The sequence below is a fragment of the Actinosynnema sp. CA-299493 genome, from assembly GCF_050946825.1.
Lineage (GTDB): Bacteria > Actinomycetota > Actinomycetes > Mycobacteriales > Pseudonocardiaceae > Actinosynnema.
The window spans coordinates 2991857-3010737 of record NZ_CP191993.1; the positions used below are offsets into that span (position 1 = coordinate 2991857).

An 18881-nucleotide genomic window follows, 5' to 3' on the forward strand; every position below is an offset into this window, starting at 1 on the left:
TCGGGAAGGAACGGGAAGGTCGTGACCGTGGTGCTGCCCTTGACCGGTGCTCAGACGGGTGTCTGGTTGGCACAGCAGCTGGAGCCCGACAACCCCGTCTACAACGTGGCGTGGTACCTGGAGCTGCGCGGACCGGTCGACCACGACCGGCTGGAAGCCGCCGTCCGGCAGACGATCGGCGAGACCGGCGCGCTGCACGTCCGGTTCACCGAGGACGGCCAGGTCCCGACGCCGCCGACCACCGACGTCACGCTGCGGTCGTTCGACTCGCCCGCCGACGCGCGGGCGTGGATGGACGACGACATGGCGCGGCTGACCGACATCGCGACCGGCCCGCTGTTCCACCACGCGCTGCTGCGCATCGCCGACGACCACGTGCTCTGGTACCAGCGCTACCACCACCTCGTGGTCGACGCCTACGGCTGCGTGCTGATCACCCGCCGGGCCGGCGAGCTGTACGAGGGCGACACCGAGCCGCGGTCGAAGCCGGTGCGAGCGCTGGTCGACGCGGACCTCGCCTACCGCGACTCGCCGGCGCGGGAGTCCGACCGGGCGTTCTGGCACGCGAAGATGGCCGACCACCCCGAGCCGGTGCGGCTCGTGCCGCGGGCCGCCGGGCAGGTGCGCGAGGTCATCCGCCGCACCGTCGAGCTGCCGACCCCGTTGACGTCACGGCAGGTCATCGCCGCCGTCGCCACCTACACCCACCGCGTGACCGGCGCGTCCGACCTGGTGCTGGCCATGCCGGTGACCGGTCGGCGCGACGCGGTCAGCCGGGTCACCCCGGGCATGGCGTCCACCGTGCTGCCGCTGCGCGTCACCGTGCGGCCGGACAGCACCATCACCGGCCTGATCGCCGACGTCGACCGCGAGATCCGCGAGGTCGTCCCGCGCAGCGCCTACCGCGGCGAGGACCTGGCCCGCGAGCTCGGCCTGCGCGACGGCATCCCCGAGCTGGTCGGGCCGACGGTCAACTACCTGGGCTTCGGCCGGGAGATGGGCTTCGCCGACCTCGACCCCGCGTTCCACATGCTGTCGCTGGGACCGGTCAACGACCTCACCACGTCGTTCCTGCAACGCGCCGACGGCCGACTGGTCGTGACGTTCGAGGCGAACGCCGCCGTGTGCACCCCGGCGGAACTGGCCGACCACCAGCGCCGCTTCCTGCGCGTGCTCGACGCCGACCCCGACCAGCCGGTGGCGTCGATCGACCTGGTGGACGACGCGGAACGCGCCCGGCTGCTGGAGCTCGGCACGTCACCGCGCGAGGTGGACGAGGTGACGTGGCCCGGCGCGTTCGAGCGCCAGGTCGCGCTGCGCCCGGACGCCGTCGCGGTGGTGTGCGAGGACGTGTCCTTGACGTACGCCGAGCTGAACGTCGCCGCGAACCGGCTGGCCCGCGCGCTCGTCGCCTCGGGCGTGCGGGCCGAGGACGTGGTGGGCGTGGCCCTGCCCCGCTCGGCGGACCTGGTCGTCACGCTGCTCGCGGTGATGAAGGCGGGCGCGGCCTACCTGCCGCTGGACCTCGACCACCCGCGCGACCGCGTCGACCACATGGTCGCCGACTCGGGCGCGAAGCTGGTCATCACGCCGCAGACGCGGTTCGAGCTGCCCGACGACGGCTCCGACCTGGGCCTGCCCATCGCGCTGGACCAGGCCGCGTACGTGATCTACACGTCCGGCTCGACCGGGCGGCCCAAGGGCGTCGTGGTCACGCACGAGGGCATCGGCAGCCTCATCGCGACCGCGCTGGACCGGATCGGGATCACGCCGGACAGCCGGGTCGTGCAGTTCGCGTCCGTCGGGTTCGACGTGGCCGTGTGGGACCTGTGCATGTCCCTCGGCGTCGGCGGTCGCGCGGTCGTCGTGCCGTCGCACCGGCGGGTCGCGGGGGAGGAGCTGACCTCCTACGTCGCCGCGCACGGGGCCACGCACATGATCCTGCCGCCGTCGCTGGTCGCCGCGCTGCCGCCGGAGTGCGAGCTGCCCGCCGGCGCCGTGCTGATCGTGGGCACGGAGACCGTGCCGACCGAGCTGATCGCCCGGTGGGCGCGCCGCCTGCGGGTCGTCGCCGCGTACGGCCTGACCGAGGCCACGGTGAACTCCACGCTGTGGGCCGCCCGGCCGGACTGGACCGGTCCGGTGCCGATCGGCGTGCCGGACCCGAACACCCGCTGCTACGTCCTCGACTCGGCGTTGCGGCCGGTGCCGGTGGGCGTCGAGGGCGAGCTGTACGTCGGTGGGCGCGGGCTCGCGCGGGGCTACCGGGGACAGGCGGCGCTGACCGCGTCCCGGTTCGTGGCCGACCCCTTCGCCGGACCCGGTTCCCGCATGTACCGGACGGGCGACCGGGCCCGGTGGCGCGCCGACGGCGCCCTCGACTTCCTGGGCCGGTCCGACGGCCAGGTGAAGATCCGGGGGTTCCGGATCGAGCCGGGCGAGGTCGAGAGCGTGCTCATGGCGCACCCGGAGGTCGCGCAGGCCGCCGTGCTGGTGCGGGAGGACCACCGCCGGGTGAAGCGCCTCGTCGCGTACGTGGTCGGCACGGCCTCGCCGGTGGACGCGCGCGAGCACGTCGCCTCGGCGCTGCCGGAGTACATGGTGCCGTCCGCGGTGGTGCCGATGGCCGGGCCGCTGCCGCTGACCCCGAACGGCAAGCTGGACCGCGCCGCCCTGCCGGAGCCGGACTGGACCGCCCTGGCCGGTGACGCGCCGGCCACGAACCCGGTCGAGCAGGCGTTGGTGGACCTGGTCGGCGAGGTGCTCGGGCTGACACCCGGGATCCACGACAACTTCTTCGAGCTGGGCGGCGACAGCATCGTCACGATGCAGCTGGTGTCGCGGGCGCGTGCCGCGGGCCTGGAGTTCACGCCGCGCGAGGTGTTCGAGCACCGGACCGCGGCCGGGTTGGCGCGGGTGGCGCGGGCGGTCGGCGCCGAGCTCTCCCTCGACGGGTTCTCGTCGGACGTGCTGCCGGCGTCGCCGTTGCAGGAGGGCTTCTTCTTCCACGCTCAGTACGACACCGACGATTCTTACGTGGTGCAGGAAGTGCTGAGCCTGGACGTCGGCCGCGAGGCCGTGCAGGGGCTGCTGGACCGGCACCCGTTGCTGCGGGCGGGTTTCCACCAGACCGATCGCGGGCGAGTGGAGCAGGTGATCGCGGAGGCGCTGCCGCTGCCGTGGCGCGAGTACCCGGCCACCGATGACGTCGAGGCCGTGCTGGCGGCGGAGCGCGCCGAACCGTTCGACCTGTCCCGGCCGCCGTTGCTGCGCGCGGCCCGGCACGGTGACCGGCTGGTGCTGACGCTGCACCACATCCTGCTGGACGGGTGGTCGGTCGGGCTGCTGCGGCGCGAGCTGGTCGGCGGCCGGGTGGAGCCGGTCGACCACCGGCGCTACTTCGCGTGGCTGGCGAGCCGCGACCGCGCCGCGGCGCACGAGGCCTGGCGCGCGGCCCTGTCCGATGTGGACGAGCCGACCAGGATCGCCGGTCTGTCCACAACCTCCTCCGCGCGGCCCGGAACCGTCGGCCCCGGCCGGCAGAATCACAGCAGGGGTCCCCTGGGAGGGGACGCCGGCGAAGCACTGCCGTCAGTCGAGGTGTCGCCGCGGCACGGGCAGCACCGGGTCCGGTTGTCCGCCGAGCTCAGCGCGGCCCTCGTCGGTGAGGCGAGGCGGCGTGGTCTGACGCTCAGCACGGTCCTGCACGGCGCCTGGGGGCTGCTCCTGGGCGGCCTCACCGGTCGGGCGGACGTCGTCTACGGCACCACCGTGGCCGGCCGGCCGGCCGAGGTGCCCGGCATCGAGAACGCGGTCGGGCTGTTCATCAACACCGTCCCCGTCCGCCAGCGGTGGCGGGGGGACGACAGCCTCGCGACCGCCTTCCAGCACCTGCAGAGCGAGCAGGCGCGGCTGCTGGACCACCAGCACCTCGGCCTCGCCGAGATCCAGCGCGTCACCGGGCACGGCGAGCTGTTCGACACCCTCGTCGTGGTCGAGAACTTCCCCGACGTGGTCGACGACGTCGAGATCCGCGACCAGGTGCACTACCCGCTGGCCCTGATCGCGATGCCCGGCGACCGCATCGAACTGCGCCTCAAGCACCGCCTCCCCGACGCCGAGGTCGCCCGGGCAGCCGAACGACTCGTCCGGCTGCTGTCCGCGTTCGCCACCACCCCCGACCGGCCGGTGGCGAGCCTCGACCTCGTCTCCGACGCCGAAGCCGAGTGGCTCGACCAGCTCAACGCGACCACCGCCGACGTGCCGGAAGGCACGCTCGTCAGCCGCATCGCCGCGCAGACCGCCCGCACCCCCGACGCCGTCGCGGTCGTCTACGGCGACGTCACCCTCACCTACGCCGAACTGGACCGACGCGCCACCGCGCTGGCGGGCACGCTCCACGGCCACCGGGTCGTCGGCGTCGCCGTGCCGAGGTCCGCCGAGCTGCTGGTGGCGCTGCTGGCCGTGCTCAAGGCCGGCGCCGCCTACCTGCCCCTCGACCTCGACTACCCGGCCGAGCGCGTCGAGTTCATGCTGGCCGACTCCGGCGCGACCACCGTCCTGCGGCCCGAGGACTGCGTCGACACCTCGACCCCGCCCGCCGACCTCCCCGCGCCCCACCCGGACCAGCCCGCCTACCTGATCTACACCTCAGGCTCGACCGGGCGGCCCAAGGGCGTCGTCGTCACGCACCGCGCGATCGTGAACCGGCTGGCGTGGATGCAGCACGAGTACGGCCTCACCGCCGACGACCGCGTGCTGCAGAAGACGCCCTCCAGCTTCGACGTCTCGGTGTGGGAGTTCTTCTGGGCGCTGTGCGAGGGCGCGGCCGTCGTGCTCGCCAAGCCGGACGGCCACCGCGACCCCGCCTACCTCGCCGGGCTGATCCGCCGCGAGCGGATCACCACGCTGCACTTCGTGCCGTCCATGCTGGCCGCGTTCCTCGGCGTCCCCGAGGTGCACGAGGACAGGTCGTGGTCGGCGAGCCTGCGCCGCGCGTTCAGCAGCGGCGAGGCGTTGACCGGCGACGTGGCCGGCCGGTGGCTCGCGCTCACCGCCGTGCCGCTGCACAACCTCTACGGCCCCACCGAGGCCGCCGTCGACGTCACCCACTTCGAGTACGACGCCGCGCCCGACCCGGCCGTGCCCATCGGCCGCCCGGTCTGGAACACGCGGCTGCACGTGCTCGACCCGTTCCTGCGGCCCGTGCCGGTGACCGTGCCGGGCGAGCTGTACCTGGCGGGCGTCCAGCTCGCCCTCGGCTACCACGGCCGGTTCGCGCTCACCGCCGAGCGGTTCGTGGCCGACCCGTTCGGCGCGCCCGGCGAACGCATGTACCGCACGGGCGACCTGGTGGTGCGCCGCCCGGACGGCGTGCTGGTCTACCTCGGCCGCACCGACCGGCAGGTCAAGGTGCGCGGCAACCGGATCGAGCTGGGCGAGGTCGAGTCCGCGCTGGTCGAGCAGCCGGGCGTGCGACGGGCCGCCGTCATCGCCCGCGGCGACCAGCTCCTCGGCTACGTGACGCCGGCCGACGTCGACCTCGACGCGGTGCGGGCCGGCGTCGCCGACGCCCTGCCCGCCGCGATGGTCCCGCACGCGGTCGTGGCGCTGGCCGACTTCCCGCTCACCCCCAGCGGCAAGCTCGACCAGGCCGCGCTGCCCTCGCCGACCCTCGCGAAGACCGGCCGACGTGCGCCGGAAACCGACCGGGAACGCCTGCTGTGCGAGGTGTTCGCCGACGTGCTCGGCCTGGCCGACCTCGGGGTGGACGACGACTTCTTCGTGCTCGGCGGCGACAGCATCACGTCCATCGCGGTGTCCAGCCGGGCGCGCGGGCTCGGCATCGGGATCAGCCCCCGTGACGTGTTCGAGCACCGCACGGTCGCCGCGCTGGCCGCCGTCGAGGCGACCGCGGCCACCACCGCCGCCGACGCGCCGCTGCTCGTGCTGACCGACGACCAGCGCGCCGCACTGCCCGAGGCGGAGGACGTGTGGCCGCTCTCGCCGTTGCAGGAGGGCCTGTACTTCCACTCCAGCTACGACACCGGCGCGCTCGACGTCTACCTCTCCCAGGAGACGATGGACTTCGCCGGCCGGCTGGACGTCGACCGGCTGCGCCGCGCGGGCGCCGCGCTCCTGGAGCGGAACCCGAGCCTGCGCGCCGGGTTCACCAGCGACGGCGTGCCGTCACCGGTGCAGTTCATCGCACCCGGCCTGGAGATCCCGCTGCGCGTGGTCGAGGCGGACGACGCCGAGGCGCCGGAGCTGCTGGCCGCCGACCGGCGCGAGCGGTTCGACCTGGCCGCACCGCCGCTGTGCCGGTTCCTGGTGCTGCGGCTGCCCGACGGCCGCGACCGGCTCGTCATCACCCACCACCTGATCCTCTGGGACGGCTGGTCGGCATGGCTGTTCCTGGAGCAGCTGCTGGAGCTGTACCGCGACGTCGACGCCGAGCTGCCGCCGCCCGGCACCTACCGCGACTACCTGGCGTGGCTGGCCCGGCAGGACCACGACGCGGCGCTGCACGCCTGGCGCACCGCGTTGTCCGGCCTGCGCGAGCCGACCCTGGTCGCGCCCGTCGACCGGTCACGCGAGCCGGTCATCCCGGCCGAGTTCCACGAGGAGCTGGACGAGGAGCTGACCGACCGCGTCCGAACCCGGGCCCGGCAGCACGGCCTGACCGCGAACGCCGTGTTCAACGCCGCGTGGGCGATGGTGCTGGCGAGCCAGGTCGGCCGGGACGACGTGGTGTTCGGCACCGCCGTCGCGGGCCGCCCGGTCGAGGTCGACGGCGTCGAGCACGTCATCGGCATGTTCCTCAACACCATCCCCACCCGCATCGCGCTCGACCCCCGCGAGACCGTGCTGGAGCTGCTGCGGCGCGTCCAGGCCGAGCGGACCGCGCTCATGTCCTACGAGCACGTCGGCCTCGGCGAGATCCAGCGGGAGGCCGGGCACCGGCAGCTGTTCGACACGCTGTTCGTGCTGCGCACCGGCGACGGCGACGACCGCCAGGGCGAGTTCGCGTCCCGGCACGGCGTGCTGGAAGTGTCCAACGTGGACGGCACGCACTTCCCGCTCACGCTCATCATCACGCCCGGCGCGCGCACCCGCGTCACGCTCGCGTCCCGCCCGGACGTCTTCCCCGCCGACGCCGCGCGGGCACTGCTCACCCGCTACACCACCGTGCTGCGCCGGCTGCTCGACGCGCCGGAGGCGCTGGTCGGCACGCTCGACGTGCTGCCCGAGCACGAACGGCGCTCGCTCGAAGCCGAGTGGGACGCCAGCGCGAACCCGCTGGTCGAGGAGACCATCGCGGACCTGCTCGCCGCCCAGGCCCGCCGGACCCCGGACGCGACCGCGCTCGTGTTCGGCGACCAGCGGCTCACCTACGCCGGGTTGCAGGACCGGATCGACGCCCTGGCCCGGCTGCTGATCAGCCGGGGCGCGGGACCGGAACGCGTGGTCGCGCTCGCGTTGCCGCGCACGACCGAGATGGTGGTGGCGTTGTTCGCGGTGCTCCGCACCGGGGCCGCCTACCTGCCGCTCGACCTCGACCACCCGGCCGACCGGCTGCTGATGATGATCGAGGACACCAAGCCGCTGTGCGTGCTCTCGACCACGGCGGTCGGGCTGGTGCCGGACGCGCTGTGCCTGGACGAGCTGGGCGTCGACGACCTGCCCGCCGCGCCGGACGAGGTCGAGTGGCCGGCGTTCTCGCTGGACCACCCGGCGTACGTGATCTACACGTCCGGCTCCACCGGCCGGCCCAAGGGCGTCGTCACGCCGTACCGCGGCCTGACGAACATGCAGCTCAACCACCAGCAGGCGATCTTCGCGCCCGCCATCGCGGCGGCCGGTGGACGTCGGCTGCGCATCGCGCACACCGTGTCGTTCGCGTTCGACATGTCGTGGGAAGAGCTGTTGTGGCTGGTCGAGGGCCACGAGGTGCACGTGTGCGACGAAGAGCTGCGCCGGGACGCGTCGGCCCTGGTGGCGTACTGCGACGAGCACCTCATCGACGTGGTCAACGTGACCCCGACCTACGCCCAGCTGCTCATCGAGGAGGGCCTGCTGGAGGGCCACGTGCCCGCGCTGGTGCTGCTCGGCGGCGAGGCCGTGCCCGAGTCGGTGTGGCAGCGGCTGCGCGAGACGCCCGGCACGTACGGCTACAACCTGTACGGGCCGACCGAGTACACGATCAACACGCTCGGCGCGTCCACGGAGGACAGTGAGACGGCGACCGTCGGCAAGGCGATCTGGAACACCCGGGCGTACGTGCTGGACGCGCGCCTGCGGCCGGCGCCGCCCGGCTCGCCCGGCGAGCTCTACATCGCCGGCGTCGGTCTGGCTCGCGGCTACCACGACCGGTTCGCGCTCACGGCGGAGCGGTTCGTCGCCGACCCGTACGGGCCGCCCGGCACCCGCATGTACCGCACCGGCGACCTGGTGCGGGCGCGCGCGGACGGCAACCTCGACTTCCTCGGCCGCACCGACGACCAGGTCAAGATCCGCGGCTACCGGGTGGAGCTGGGCGAGGTGGAAGCCGCGCTGGCGGTCCAGGCCGGCGTGACGCACGCGGCGGTCGTGGTGGACGCCGGTCCCGGTGGCGTGAAGCGGCTCGTCGGGTACGTCGTGTCCTCGGCGGAACCCGCCGCGCTGCGGGAGAACCTGAAGCGCGGCCTCCCCGACTACATGGTGCCGGTCGCGATCATGCCGGTGGACGCGTTGCCGCTCACCGTGAACGGCAAGCTCGACGTGCGGGCCCTGCCCAAGCCGGTGGTCTCCGGCGCGGCGTCGTCGCGGGCCGCCGCCACGCGTGCGGAGGAAGTGCTGTGCGGGCTGTTCGCCGACGTGCTCGGCGTGCCGGCGGTGGGCGTGGACGACAACTTCTTCGACCTCGGCGGCCACTCGCTGCTCGCCACCCGGTTGGTCAGCCGGGCGCGTTCGGCGCTGGGCGTGGAACTGGCGATCCGCGACCTCTTCGACGCGCCCACGGTCGCGGAACTCGCTTCGCGGGCCGGTGGCGGGTCGGCCCGGCCGCCGCTGGTGCCCGTGCCGCGGCCCGCCGAGCTGCCGCTGTCGTCGGCGCAGCAGCGGTTGTGGCTGATCCAGCAGATGGAGGGCACGTCCGCCGCCTACAACTTCCCGCTGGTGTTCACGGTGCGCGGCGCGCTGGACGTGGCCGCGTTCACCGCCGCCGTCGGTGACGTGGTCGACCGGCACGAGGCGCTGCGGACGGTGTTCGGCGAGCACGAGGGCACGCCGTTCCAGCGGGTGCTGCCCGACGCCGAGCCCGTGGTCGTGGTGCGGTCGGCCGGTGCGCACGAGGTGCCCGACATCGTGCGCGCCGAGGTCGAGCGACCGTTCGACCTGCGCGCGGAGCTGCCGTTGCGGGTCACGGTCGCGACGCTGGCGCCGGAGGAGCACCTGATCGTCATCCTGCTGCACCACATCACCACCGACGAGTGGTCGGACCGGCCGTTCCTGCGCGACCTGGCGACGGCGTACCGGGCGCGGCGGACCGGTGAGGCGCCGCGGTGGACCCCGCTGCCCGTGCAGTACGCGGACTACACCGTGTGGCAGCGCGACGTGCTGGACGTCGTCGGCGAGCAGCAGCTGGACTTCTGGGCGCGGACGCTGGCCGGCGCGCCGGAAGAGCTGGAGCTCCCGGTGGACCGGCCGCGCCCGGGACGGCCGACGTTCCGCGGCTCGGACCTGGAGGTGGTGTTCCCGCCGGAGCGGGCCGACGCGCTGCGGGCGTTCGCGCAGACGTCCGGCGCGTCGATGTTCATGGTGTTGCAGGCCGCCGTCGCGGCCCTGCTCGGCCGGTTGGGCGCGGGTGACGACATCCCGCTGGGCGCGCCGATCGCGGGCCGCACCGACGAGGCGTTGGACGACCTGGTCGGCTTCTTCGTCAACACGCTCGTGCTGCGGGCCGACCTATCGGGCGACCCGGGCTTCGCCGAGCTCGTCGAGCGGGTGAAGGAGACGTCGCTGGCCGCGTTCTCGCACCAGGACGTGCCGTTCGAGGCCGTGGTCGACCGGCTCAACCCGACCCGGTCGGCGGCGCGCAACCCGCTGTTCCAGGTGATGGTCGGCTACCACGGCCGGGGCGGTGACGCGGGGTCGTTCGACGGCCTGCCGGTGACGTGGGTCGGCCACGAGACCACGACCGCGAAGTTCGACCTGGTGTTCAGCTTCACCGACGTGGTCGGCGGCCCGGTGGTGTGCCGGCTGGAGTACGCGACGGACCTGTTCGACCGGGTGACCGTCGAACGGCTCGGCGCGCGGCTGACCACGCTGGTCGACGCCGTGCTGGCCGCGCCGTCCGCGCCGGTGAGCGCGGTGGACCTGCTCGCGCCCGACGAGCGCCGGCGCGTGGTGGACGAGTTCAACCGGACCGAGCGGGTGGTGCCGGAGGAGACGTTCACGACGATGTTCGCCCGGTGCGTCGCCGCGAGGCCGGACGCCGTCGCCGTGGTCGACCGCAACCGCTCCGTCGACTACGCCTGGCTGGACGCCCGGTCCGACCGGATCGCCCGCCTGCTCGCGGCCCGCGGTGTCGGCCACGAGTCGGTGGTGGGCATCGCGGTGCCGAAGTCGGCGGACATGGTCGCCACGGTCGTCGCCACGCTGAAGCTCGGCGCGGCCTACCTGCCGCTGGACCTCTCGCACCCGGCCGACCGGATCGCGTACATGATCGAGGACTCGGCGGCGTCGGTCGTCGTGACCACGTCCGACGCGCCAGTTCCGGCGCCCGCCGTGCTGCTGGACTCCCCGGACGTGGTCGCGGAGCTGGCCGCGCTGGACGACTCCGCGGTGGAAGGCGGGCCGCTCGGGCTCGACTCGGCGATGTACGTGATCTACACGTCGGGCTCGACCGGTCGGCCCAAGGGCGTGGTGGTGCCGCACGAGGGCATCGCCAGCCTCGCCGCGACCGCCATCGACCGGATGGGGCTCACCGCGGAGAGCCGGGTGCTCCAGTTCGCGTCCGTCGGCTTCGACGTGGCCGTGTTCGAGCTGACCATGGCGCTGTGCGTGGGCGGCCGGCTGGTGTTCGCGCCGGACGAGGTGCGCGTCGCCGGCCCGGAGCTGACCGACTTCCTGCGCGACCGGCGGATCACGCACATGATCCTGCCGCCGTCGCTGGTGTCCGCGCTCCCCGCCGACTGCGAGCTGCCCGAGGGCTCCACCATCCTGGTGGGCACCGAGACCGTGCCACCGGACGTGATCGGGCGCTGGGCCGGCCGGCTCGACCTGCTCGCCGCCTACGGCCTCACCGAGGCCACCGTCAACTCCACCCTGTGGAAGGCCGTGCCGGAGTGGGACACGGCCGTGCCGATCGGCGTCCCCGACCCCAACACCACCGTGTACGTGCTGGACGACCGGCTGCGGCCGGTGCCGCCCGGCGTGGTCGGCGAGCTGTACGTGTCCGGTCGCGGCCTGGCCCGCGGCTACATCGGGCAGTCCGCGCTGACCGCGTCCCGGTTCGTCGCCTCGCCGTTCGGCCCGCCCGGAGCCCGCATGTACCGCACGGGCGACCGCGCGCGCTGGCGCGCGGACGGCAACCTCGACTTCCTCGGCCGCGTCGACACCCAGGTCAAGATCCGGGGCTTCCGGATCGAGCTCGGCGAGATCGAAGCCGCGCTGACCCGGCACCCGGCCGTGGCCCAGGCGGCCGTCGTCGCCGACCGCACGGGTGACGTGACCAGGCTCGTCGGGTACGTCGTCGGCTCGACCGAGGACGACCTGCGCGCGCTCGTCGCGGAACGGCTGCCCGAGTACATGGTCCCGGCGACGGTGATCTTCCTGGACGGTCCGCTGCCGCTGACGCCCAACGGCAAGCTCGACCGGCGTGCGCTGCCGAAGCCCGACTGGTCCGCGCTCACCGGCGACGACCGGCCGGTGACACCGGAGCAGAAGGCGATCGCGGAGCTGTTCGCCGACCTCCTCGGCGTGTCGCCGGGCGTCCACGACAACTTCTTCACCCTGGGCGGCCACTCGATGGCGTCCATGCGGCTGGTCGGCAAGATCCGGTCGGTGTTCGGGGTCGACCTCGCGCTGCGCGACGTGTTCGACTCGCCCACCGTCGCCGGGCTGGCCGGGCGGCTGACCGGCGCCACGTCGGCCCGACCGCCGCTGCGCCGCTTCGACCGGCCGGTGGACCTGCCGCTGGCCCCCGTGCAGCGGGGTCCGGTGGTGTGGGACCACGCGCTGGCGCTGAGGGCCACAACGCCCTTCGACGTGCCGGCCCTGGTCGACGCGTACGCCGACGTCGTCGCTCGGCACGAGCCGTTGCGCACGGCGCTGGACGGCGCCGCGCAGCGCGCGGTCCCGGTGCCGCCGCTGGAGGTCGAGCCGGTGGTGGCGCTGGACGAGGCGCTGCCCGCGTTCGCCGCCGAGCCCGTGGAGCCCGGCCGCCCGCCCGTGCGCGCCCGGTTGCTCGTGGACGCGTCCGGCGCGCAGGCGTTGCTGCTGACCATGAGCTACCTCGCCGTGGACGAGTGGTCGGTCGTGCCGCTGTTCCGCGACCTCCAGCACGCCTACGCGGCCCGCCGGCGCGGTGAGGCTCCACAGTGGACCGAACTGCCGGTGACCTACGCCGACTACGCGTTGTGGTCGGGGGAAGTGGTGGAGTCGGTGGGGGAGGGGCAGCGCGCGTTCTGGCGCGACGCGCTGCGCGACCTGCCCGAGCTGGCGTTGCCGTACTCCGGGGACCGGCGGCCCGGCCGCCACCCCGCCGCGGTGATCCCGTTCTCGCTCCCGTCCGCGCTGCACGCGGCGATCGACCGGCTGGCCGCCCGGACCGGCACCAGCACGTTCATGGTGGTGCAGGCCGCCGTGGCCGCCGCTCTGACGCCGTACGGCACGGACCTGCCGATCGGCACGATGGTGGCCGGGCGGACCGAGGAGGCGCTGGCCGACCTGGTCGGCTGCTTCTTCAACCGGGTCGTGCTGCGCACGGACACCGCCGGCCACCCCAGCTACACCGAGCTGCTGGCCCGCGTCCGCGCCACCGACCTGGCCGCGTTCGACCACGCGGACGTGCCGGTGCCCGCCGAGCCGCAGGTCATGATCGTCCACCACGAGAAGGCGGTCCTGTCGACCCTGGAAGGCGGCACGGGCTCGCTCGAAGCCGTCCCGACCGGCACGACACCCGCCGAGCTGACCGTCAGCTTCTACGAACCGCGGGACGACGGCCCGGTGCCGTGCTACCTCGTCTACGCGACCGACCTGTTCACCGAGGCCACCGCCCGCCACCTGGCCGACGCGGTGCTGCGCCACCTGCACCACGCGACAACCGACCCCGACCGGAGGATCCAGCCGTGACCAACCCGTTCGAAGACCCCGAAGGCCGTTTCCACGTCCTGGTCAACGACGAGGGCCAGCACTCGCTGTGGCCGTCGTTCGCCGACGTCCCCGCCGGCTGGACCAGCCGCTTCGGCCCCGACACGCGCGACGCGTGCGCCACCTACGTCGAGGAGCACTGGACCGACCTGCGCCCCCTGTCCCTGCGCTGAATCAGCGTCCCAGCAGTACGTGAAGCAGCTGTCGCGCGTCGTCGCGGAACACCTCGCTCCACCGGGCGAGGTTCCGCGCGGCGCGCACCCGGACGTGCCCGGGCACCCGCTCGTCGAACGCCACCTCGCGTGCCGCGATGACGGCCGGTTCGCGCTGCTCCCGGTGGTTGGCGACGAGTGCCTCGGCACTGCGCAGCCGCGCCACCGGCGGGAGATCGCGATCCCGCGTCATCGCGCGCAACGGGTGCGTCGCTTGTAGCGGTGCGATGGCCGCGATGGCCTTCAACGCGTGCAGCCTGTGCAGCGGGTTGTCGGTGCCGCTCAGCTCATCGAGGATCGCCAGCACTTCCGTCCGCCTGCTCCGCGCCGCCTTCTCCAGCACCTCGGCCGCCCGAACCCGGCTGGTCAGCGGCAACTTCTCGTCCCTTACCATCGCGTGCGCGATTTCGGCAGCCTGGGCACGACCGGGCGCACCGAATCGCACGAGATCCGACGCCGCCGCACACCGCAACGCCGGTCGTTGCCCGGTGTCGGCCGCGATCGACCGGAGCACTTCGGCTCCTCTCGCCCGGTCCTCCGGTCGATAGTCGATCAACTGCGTGCACGCGAGCCGTCGAACGGCTGGAGAGACGCGCTCGTCATCGCGGATCGCTCGAATGCCCTCGCCCCCGTCCACGTGGCGGAGCCGGAACAGCGCATCGAGCCGCTGTGGCCAGGAAGCCCGCTTGTCCAACACCACCCGCCGCAGGAAGTCCAGTATTTCGGCAGGTGGGATTTCCCTGAGTTCGGTGACCAACTCGGCGGATCGGAACCGGCTGTGCAGAGGGGCGGCCTTGTCCTCGACCACACGCAGGGCGGCGGTCACCACTTCACGTCGGTGCGACGTGCCACAACCTGCCAGCGCGCGCCAGGCGCCGAACCGGGTGCTGCGGTCCGTGGACATCTCGACCAGTGCCCTGACCACCTCAGGCACGGACTCGCGCGAAGAGCCGGCCAACGCGACAGCCGCCGCGACACGGTCGGCGGGGGACGACTCGATCGCGGTCATCACCTCACGTGCGGCCGTGATCACCGCTTCGGTCAACGGGCCGTCGGCCTGCCCCAGGAGGCGTGCCGCGACCGGTGCGGCGATATCCATAACGAGGTCCCGGAGGACGACCTCTCTCGCCTGATCGGTGATCAAGTGAAGGGCGTTGCGCCGGATGAGCGCCGATGTGGCCGGGTGACGCACGACCGCGAGACCGAGCTGGTTGGCTTCGTGGGGCTTGAGGGCGTTGAGGCGAAGAAGGCTCTCGACCAGATCGACCTGCTCCTCCGGGATGACCAGCGGGTGGAGGAGCAACCGCTTCAGCGTCGCGACGCACCTGTGCCACTGGGACCGGTCGAGTCGGGCCAGATCATGGGCGGCTTGGCCGCGCTCGTGAACCCAGGCATCCCCGTCATTCAGGACCACCTCCAGGTAGCCGATGGCGTTCGTCGCGGACGGCTCGAACCGGGCCAGGGTCATGAGGGCGCTGCTGCGCGTGGTGAAGGGCAGGTGATCGTCGGTGATCAGCCGCCGAAGCTCACGAGCAGCTTCCTCGGTGGGTTGTCCACGCAAATCGATGATCAAATCCGCGCTCTGCTGCTTCGTGTAGGTATCGACATCCCCGTTCAACTGGGCGACGACCTGTGCCGTCACGTCGGCGCCCGAGCGCGCCAGTTCCAGCAACGTGTCCTTCCACAACCAAGGTGATCTCGGAAGGACGAGGTGGGGGACCACGTCGACCGCTTCCGCGATGGAGCGAACATCGTGCGAAGCCAGGATGGTCGCGGCTCGGGCGCGGGTGCTCGGCAGAGCCAAGTGGTCAAGCATGACACCACGCGCCAACGACGCGGTCGGCTCGTCGTAGTGGCCGAGCGTGATCAGCACCTTCACTCCGGCGACAATGACATCGGGATCCAGGTCCGCAACGATCACGTTCCGAACGTGGTCCGCCAACCGGGCCCGCACCTGCGGTCCTGCTACTGAGAAAGCTTCTGCCAGCCAACACAGGGTGTCCATCGAGTCCTTGCCCCACAGCTCGATGATTGTGGTCGATATGGGTATGTGAAAGCTGCGGTGACGTATCAGCAGTCGATAGCACGCTCGGACGCGAATGTGCCCGGGGGCGCTCGTGTCGGCAATCATGTGCAGCAGCTTGTCGGTGACTTGGTCGAGGTTCTCGTGCTTTCTCGACAGGAGCCCGAAGTCGGCTCTCGTGTACGAGTCGTGACTGTCGACCAAAAGAGTGATCTGTGCTTCGTCGGCCGCCTCCACGTATCGGGTTTCGAGTGAGGCGAGCATCTGCCAAGCCTGGGAGGCGGCATTGGGTTCCAGGTCACCCGCGAGGATGTCGAGCAGGTTCTCCACCACTTCACCGTGGAATTCCGGCCCGAGGCGGCGTAACTCGTCCGCCGCGTCGCACCGGAGGCTCGGATCGGTGTCGAGGTCGGCGAGATCACCGCGCAAACGGCTGATGGCGTCGGTCCGGTGCGGTTCGCCCAACTCCGCCAGCCGACCGAGCGCCGACTCCCGCTCGAAGCCGGACACCAACGGGTCGTCGGCGATGCGCCGCAGGTACCGCGCCACCTCGTCGTAGTACTCCGGCCCGAAGTCGGCGAGCATTCGGGCCGCCCAGTAAACCGCGTTCTCCCCCGCATCGTGATCGTCGATCGTTCCGCGCAAGTGGATCGCGGCGTCGTGGGGGTGGAGCACGCCAAGGTCGATCAACGCCTCGAGAATGGTGTGTCGGTCGGAATGCGTCACGCGGGGTTCGATCATCATCGTTCTCAAGTGCTCTCCGGCGGAGATGCGGTGCACCGGACCCAACTCACCCAGTGCCTTCGCCGCGGTGACACGCTCGTTCAGGTGGAGCCACTTCTGGCTGACCAGCAGGCTGAGGGCGGTCGCGGCTTGTTCCAGGTGCTGAGCGCCCAACGAGGCGAGGGCTATCGCGGCGTCCGTGCGCCCGACCATCGAATCGACCGGATCGCGCAACACCGACCGGAAGATTCCGGCGCACTTGTCGTGGAACTCGACGCCGATCTCCACCAAACCGGTCGCCACTTCAACGAGGTCGCCGTTCGGCATGAGAGGGTCATCGACCAAGTCGAGCAGGGACTTCGAGGCGTCGGCGCGTCCCTCAGCGCTGAGGGACGCGAGAACGACCGCTGCGGTGCGGTGGTCCGACACGTCGGCGTGTGGGGCCGCCAGGACGGCTCGCAGGCCGCGTTCGGCCGCCTCGCGTTCCGAGGGCCCGCACTGCGATAGCGCCTCTGCGGCGGCGAGGCGGTCCTTCACCCCGATGGTCGCGTCGTCGGTGACGGTGGTCAGTAACCCCACCGCTTCCGACGTGTGGGCGGTGCGCAAGCGGGTGGACAGGGCAGCGGCCGCCTCGACCTTGGACTGCCAAGGTGCGTCCTCGTCGCGAATGAGGTCGAGCAGCCACGGGACCAGAGCGGGGTGGTGGGCGGCACGGCTCGCGTGGCCAAGGATCTCGACAGCCCGGTACTCCGTCGTCATCGCCCACGCTCGGGTCGTGGACAGGAAGTCGTCCACGACCTCTGGGCCGGCTGGGAGGTGCTGGGCGAGGAGCTTCGCCGCCAGGACGTGGTGGGTCGCGCCGCCCGCGTGCAACCACCGCACCACGTGATCGGCTTGGTCCGGGTGCAGGCGGGTGTAGTGCAGCAGCACAGCCCGCGCATGGCGGCCCTGATCACCCTGCAGAGCTGTGTGCAGCAGGACCTTGAAGTCGTCGTGGTCGGCGGTGAAGAAAATAGGCAGCTCACGGGCACGCGCCGTGGCGGCCAGGTGCTCGGCGAAGCTGTGGTGCAGGAAGCGCAGGTCGCCGCCGCGCTGGACCAGCAGTCCTACGTCGATGAGAAAGGTCGTCAGCTCGTCGGTCCACCCGACCACCCGCACGGGCAGGCGTTCGGAGACCCACGTGCGGGCGGCCGTCATCAGGGGGGTATCGGTCTGGAGTCGGATGCGGCCCAGGTATTCCAGCAAGTCGTCCCGCAGGTGGGTGAACGGGCCGGGAACGGTCGGGCGCGCGGTGAGCAGGTAGTCCAGGTACGCCTTGTAGAGCTCGTACTGGTTGTCCGGCAGCGGCCGGTCGCCGAACTGCTCGAAGATGATCGCCGCGATGGTCGCCAACAGCGGTACGCGGACCAGTTCGTCCAGGTGGGCGGCCTGGAGTTGGCGGACGAACCGGTCGGCCTCGCCGGGGTCGCCGTCGAACCAGTTGTGCGCGAAGCGACGTAACGACTCCTCGTCGAACGGTTGCAGCTCGTACCGGGCGGCGGACGCGCGCTGGAGCGGTGCGAGGATCGAGCCCTCGATCGGCCTGGTCGTCACCACGACGCGGTAGGGCGAGCCCGGCGCGGCGCAAGCCTCCAGCACGTGCAGCAGGCGGCTCTGGTCGGTCGGGTCGGCGACCTCGTCCAAGCCGTCGACCAGCAGGAGCCACCGGCAGCCGGCCACGCGTTCCGCGACCTGGGCCGGACTGACGTCGGACCACAGCAGCGAGCCGTACTCGGCGGCGGCGCTCTCCACCAGCGCCTTCGGGAACGGCAGGTCGAGGCGGGTGGCCAGCTCGCGGGCGGTGAGCCGCAGCGGGACCACCGGCTCGGTCAACGGCGCGGCGGCGTCGCTGCCGGACCACCGCGCGGCGATCTCACCCGCGAGCCGGAGCGAGAGCGTCGACTTGCCCTGACCCGGACCGCCGGTGACCAGGACGTGCTGGTCGTCGTCCAACGCCTGCTGCACCGTGCGGGCCGGCGGTCGGACGGTCAGCCGCGGCTTCGGCGCGGCCCGTTCGCGCAGCAGGCCGCGCTCGTCCAGCTCCGGTTCCGTGCGGTGCTGGTCGTCGTGGGCTTCCTCGGTTCCGGTTCCCAGTTCCTGGCGGACGTACACCGTGTCCAGTGACGGCTTGCGCGCGCCGGGCAGCCGGTACGGCAGGTCGCGGGCAGCGACTTCCTGCGCCCGCAGCAGCGACCGGACCTCGGCGGGCAGGACGGGCAACGACGACCAGTCGTCGGGAGCTTCCTGCCGGCTCGACCGCTCCGCCCCACGCCGTTGCTCGCGGCCCTCCCACGCCGCCTTCCACAGCTGGACCGCCCGTTCCCGGTCCATGGCCAGCGCGGTGATCAGCGCGTCCAGGACCTGTCGGCTCGGCAGGTAGCGGCCACCGCACACCTCCGACACCTTGGAGCGGGACAGGCCCACGCGCTGCGCGACCCAGTCCTGGGTGACGCGGGCGGTGGCGCGGTGTCGCTCGACCTCGGCGGCAAAGGCTCGTTCCTGCGCGGACGGCTCCACTCGTCACCCCTCGA

The 18881-nt window shown here is 72.5% G+C and carries 3 protein-coding genes; 2 read left to right on the plus strand and 1 reads right to left on the minus strand.

Annotated elements, in window-relative coordinates; translation table 11 throughout:
* Nucleotides 1–21: 21 nt before the first annotated feature.
* On the plus strand, nucleotides 22–13335 hold the full coding sequence (locus tag ACQPYE_RS14080; protein WP_498721597.1) for an amino acid adenylation domain-containing protein: 13314 nt from the start codon (nucleotides 22–24) through the stop codon (nucleotides 13333–13335).
* A complete protein-coding gene (locus ACQPYE_RS14085; protein ID WP_498721599.1) occupies nucleotides 13332–13526 on the plus strand; it encodes an MbtH family protein in 195 nt (64 codons plus the stop codon). The genes ACQPYE_RS14080 and ACQPYE_RS14085 overlap by 4 nt, the downstream gene beginning before the upstream one ends.
* Before the next feature lies 1 nt (nucleotide 13527).
* Here ACQPYE_RS14085 and ACQPYE_RS14090 read toward each other — a convergent pair whose 3' ends face one another.
* On the minus strand, nucleotides 13528–18867 hold the full coding sequence (locus ACQPYE_RS14090) for a helix-turn-helix domain-containing protein (protein ID WP_498721600.1): 5340 nt from the start codon (nucleotides 18865–18867) through the stop codon (nucleotides 13528–13530).
* Between the last annotated feature and the right edge of the window lie 14 nt (nucleotides 18868–18881).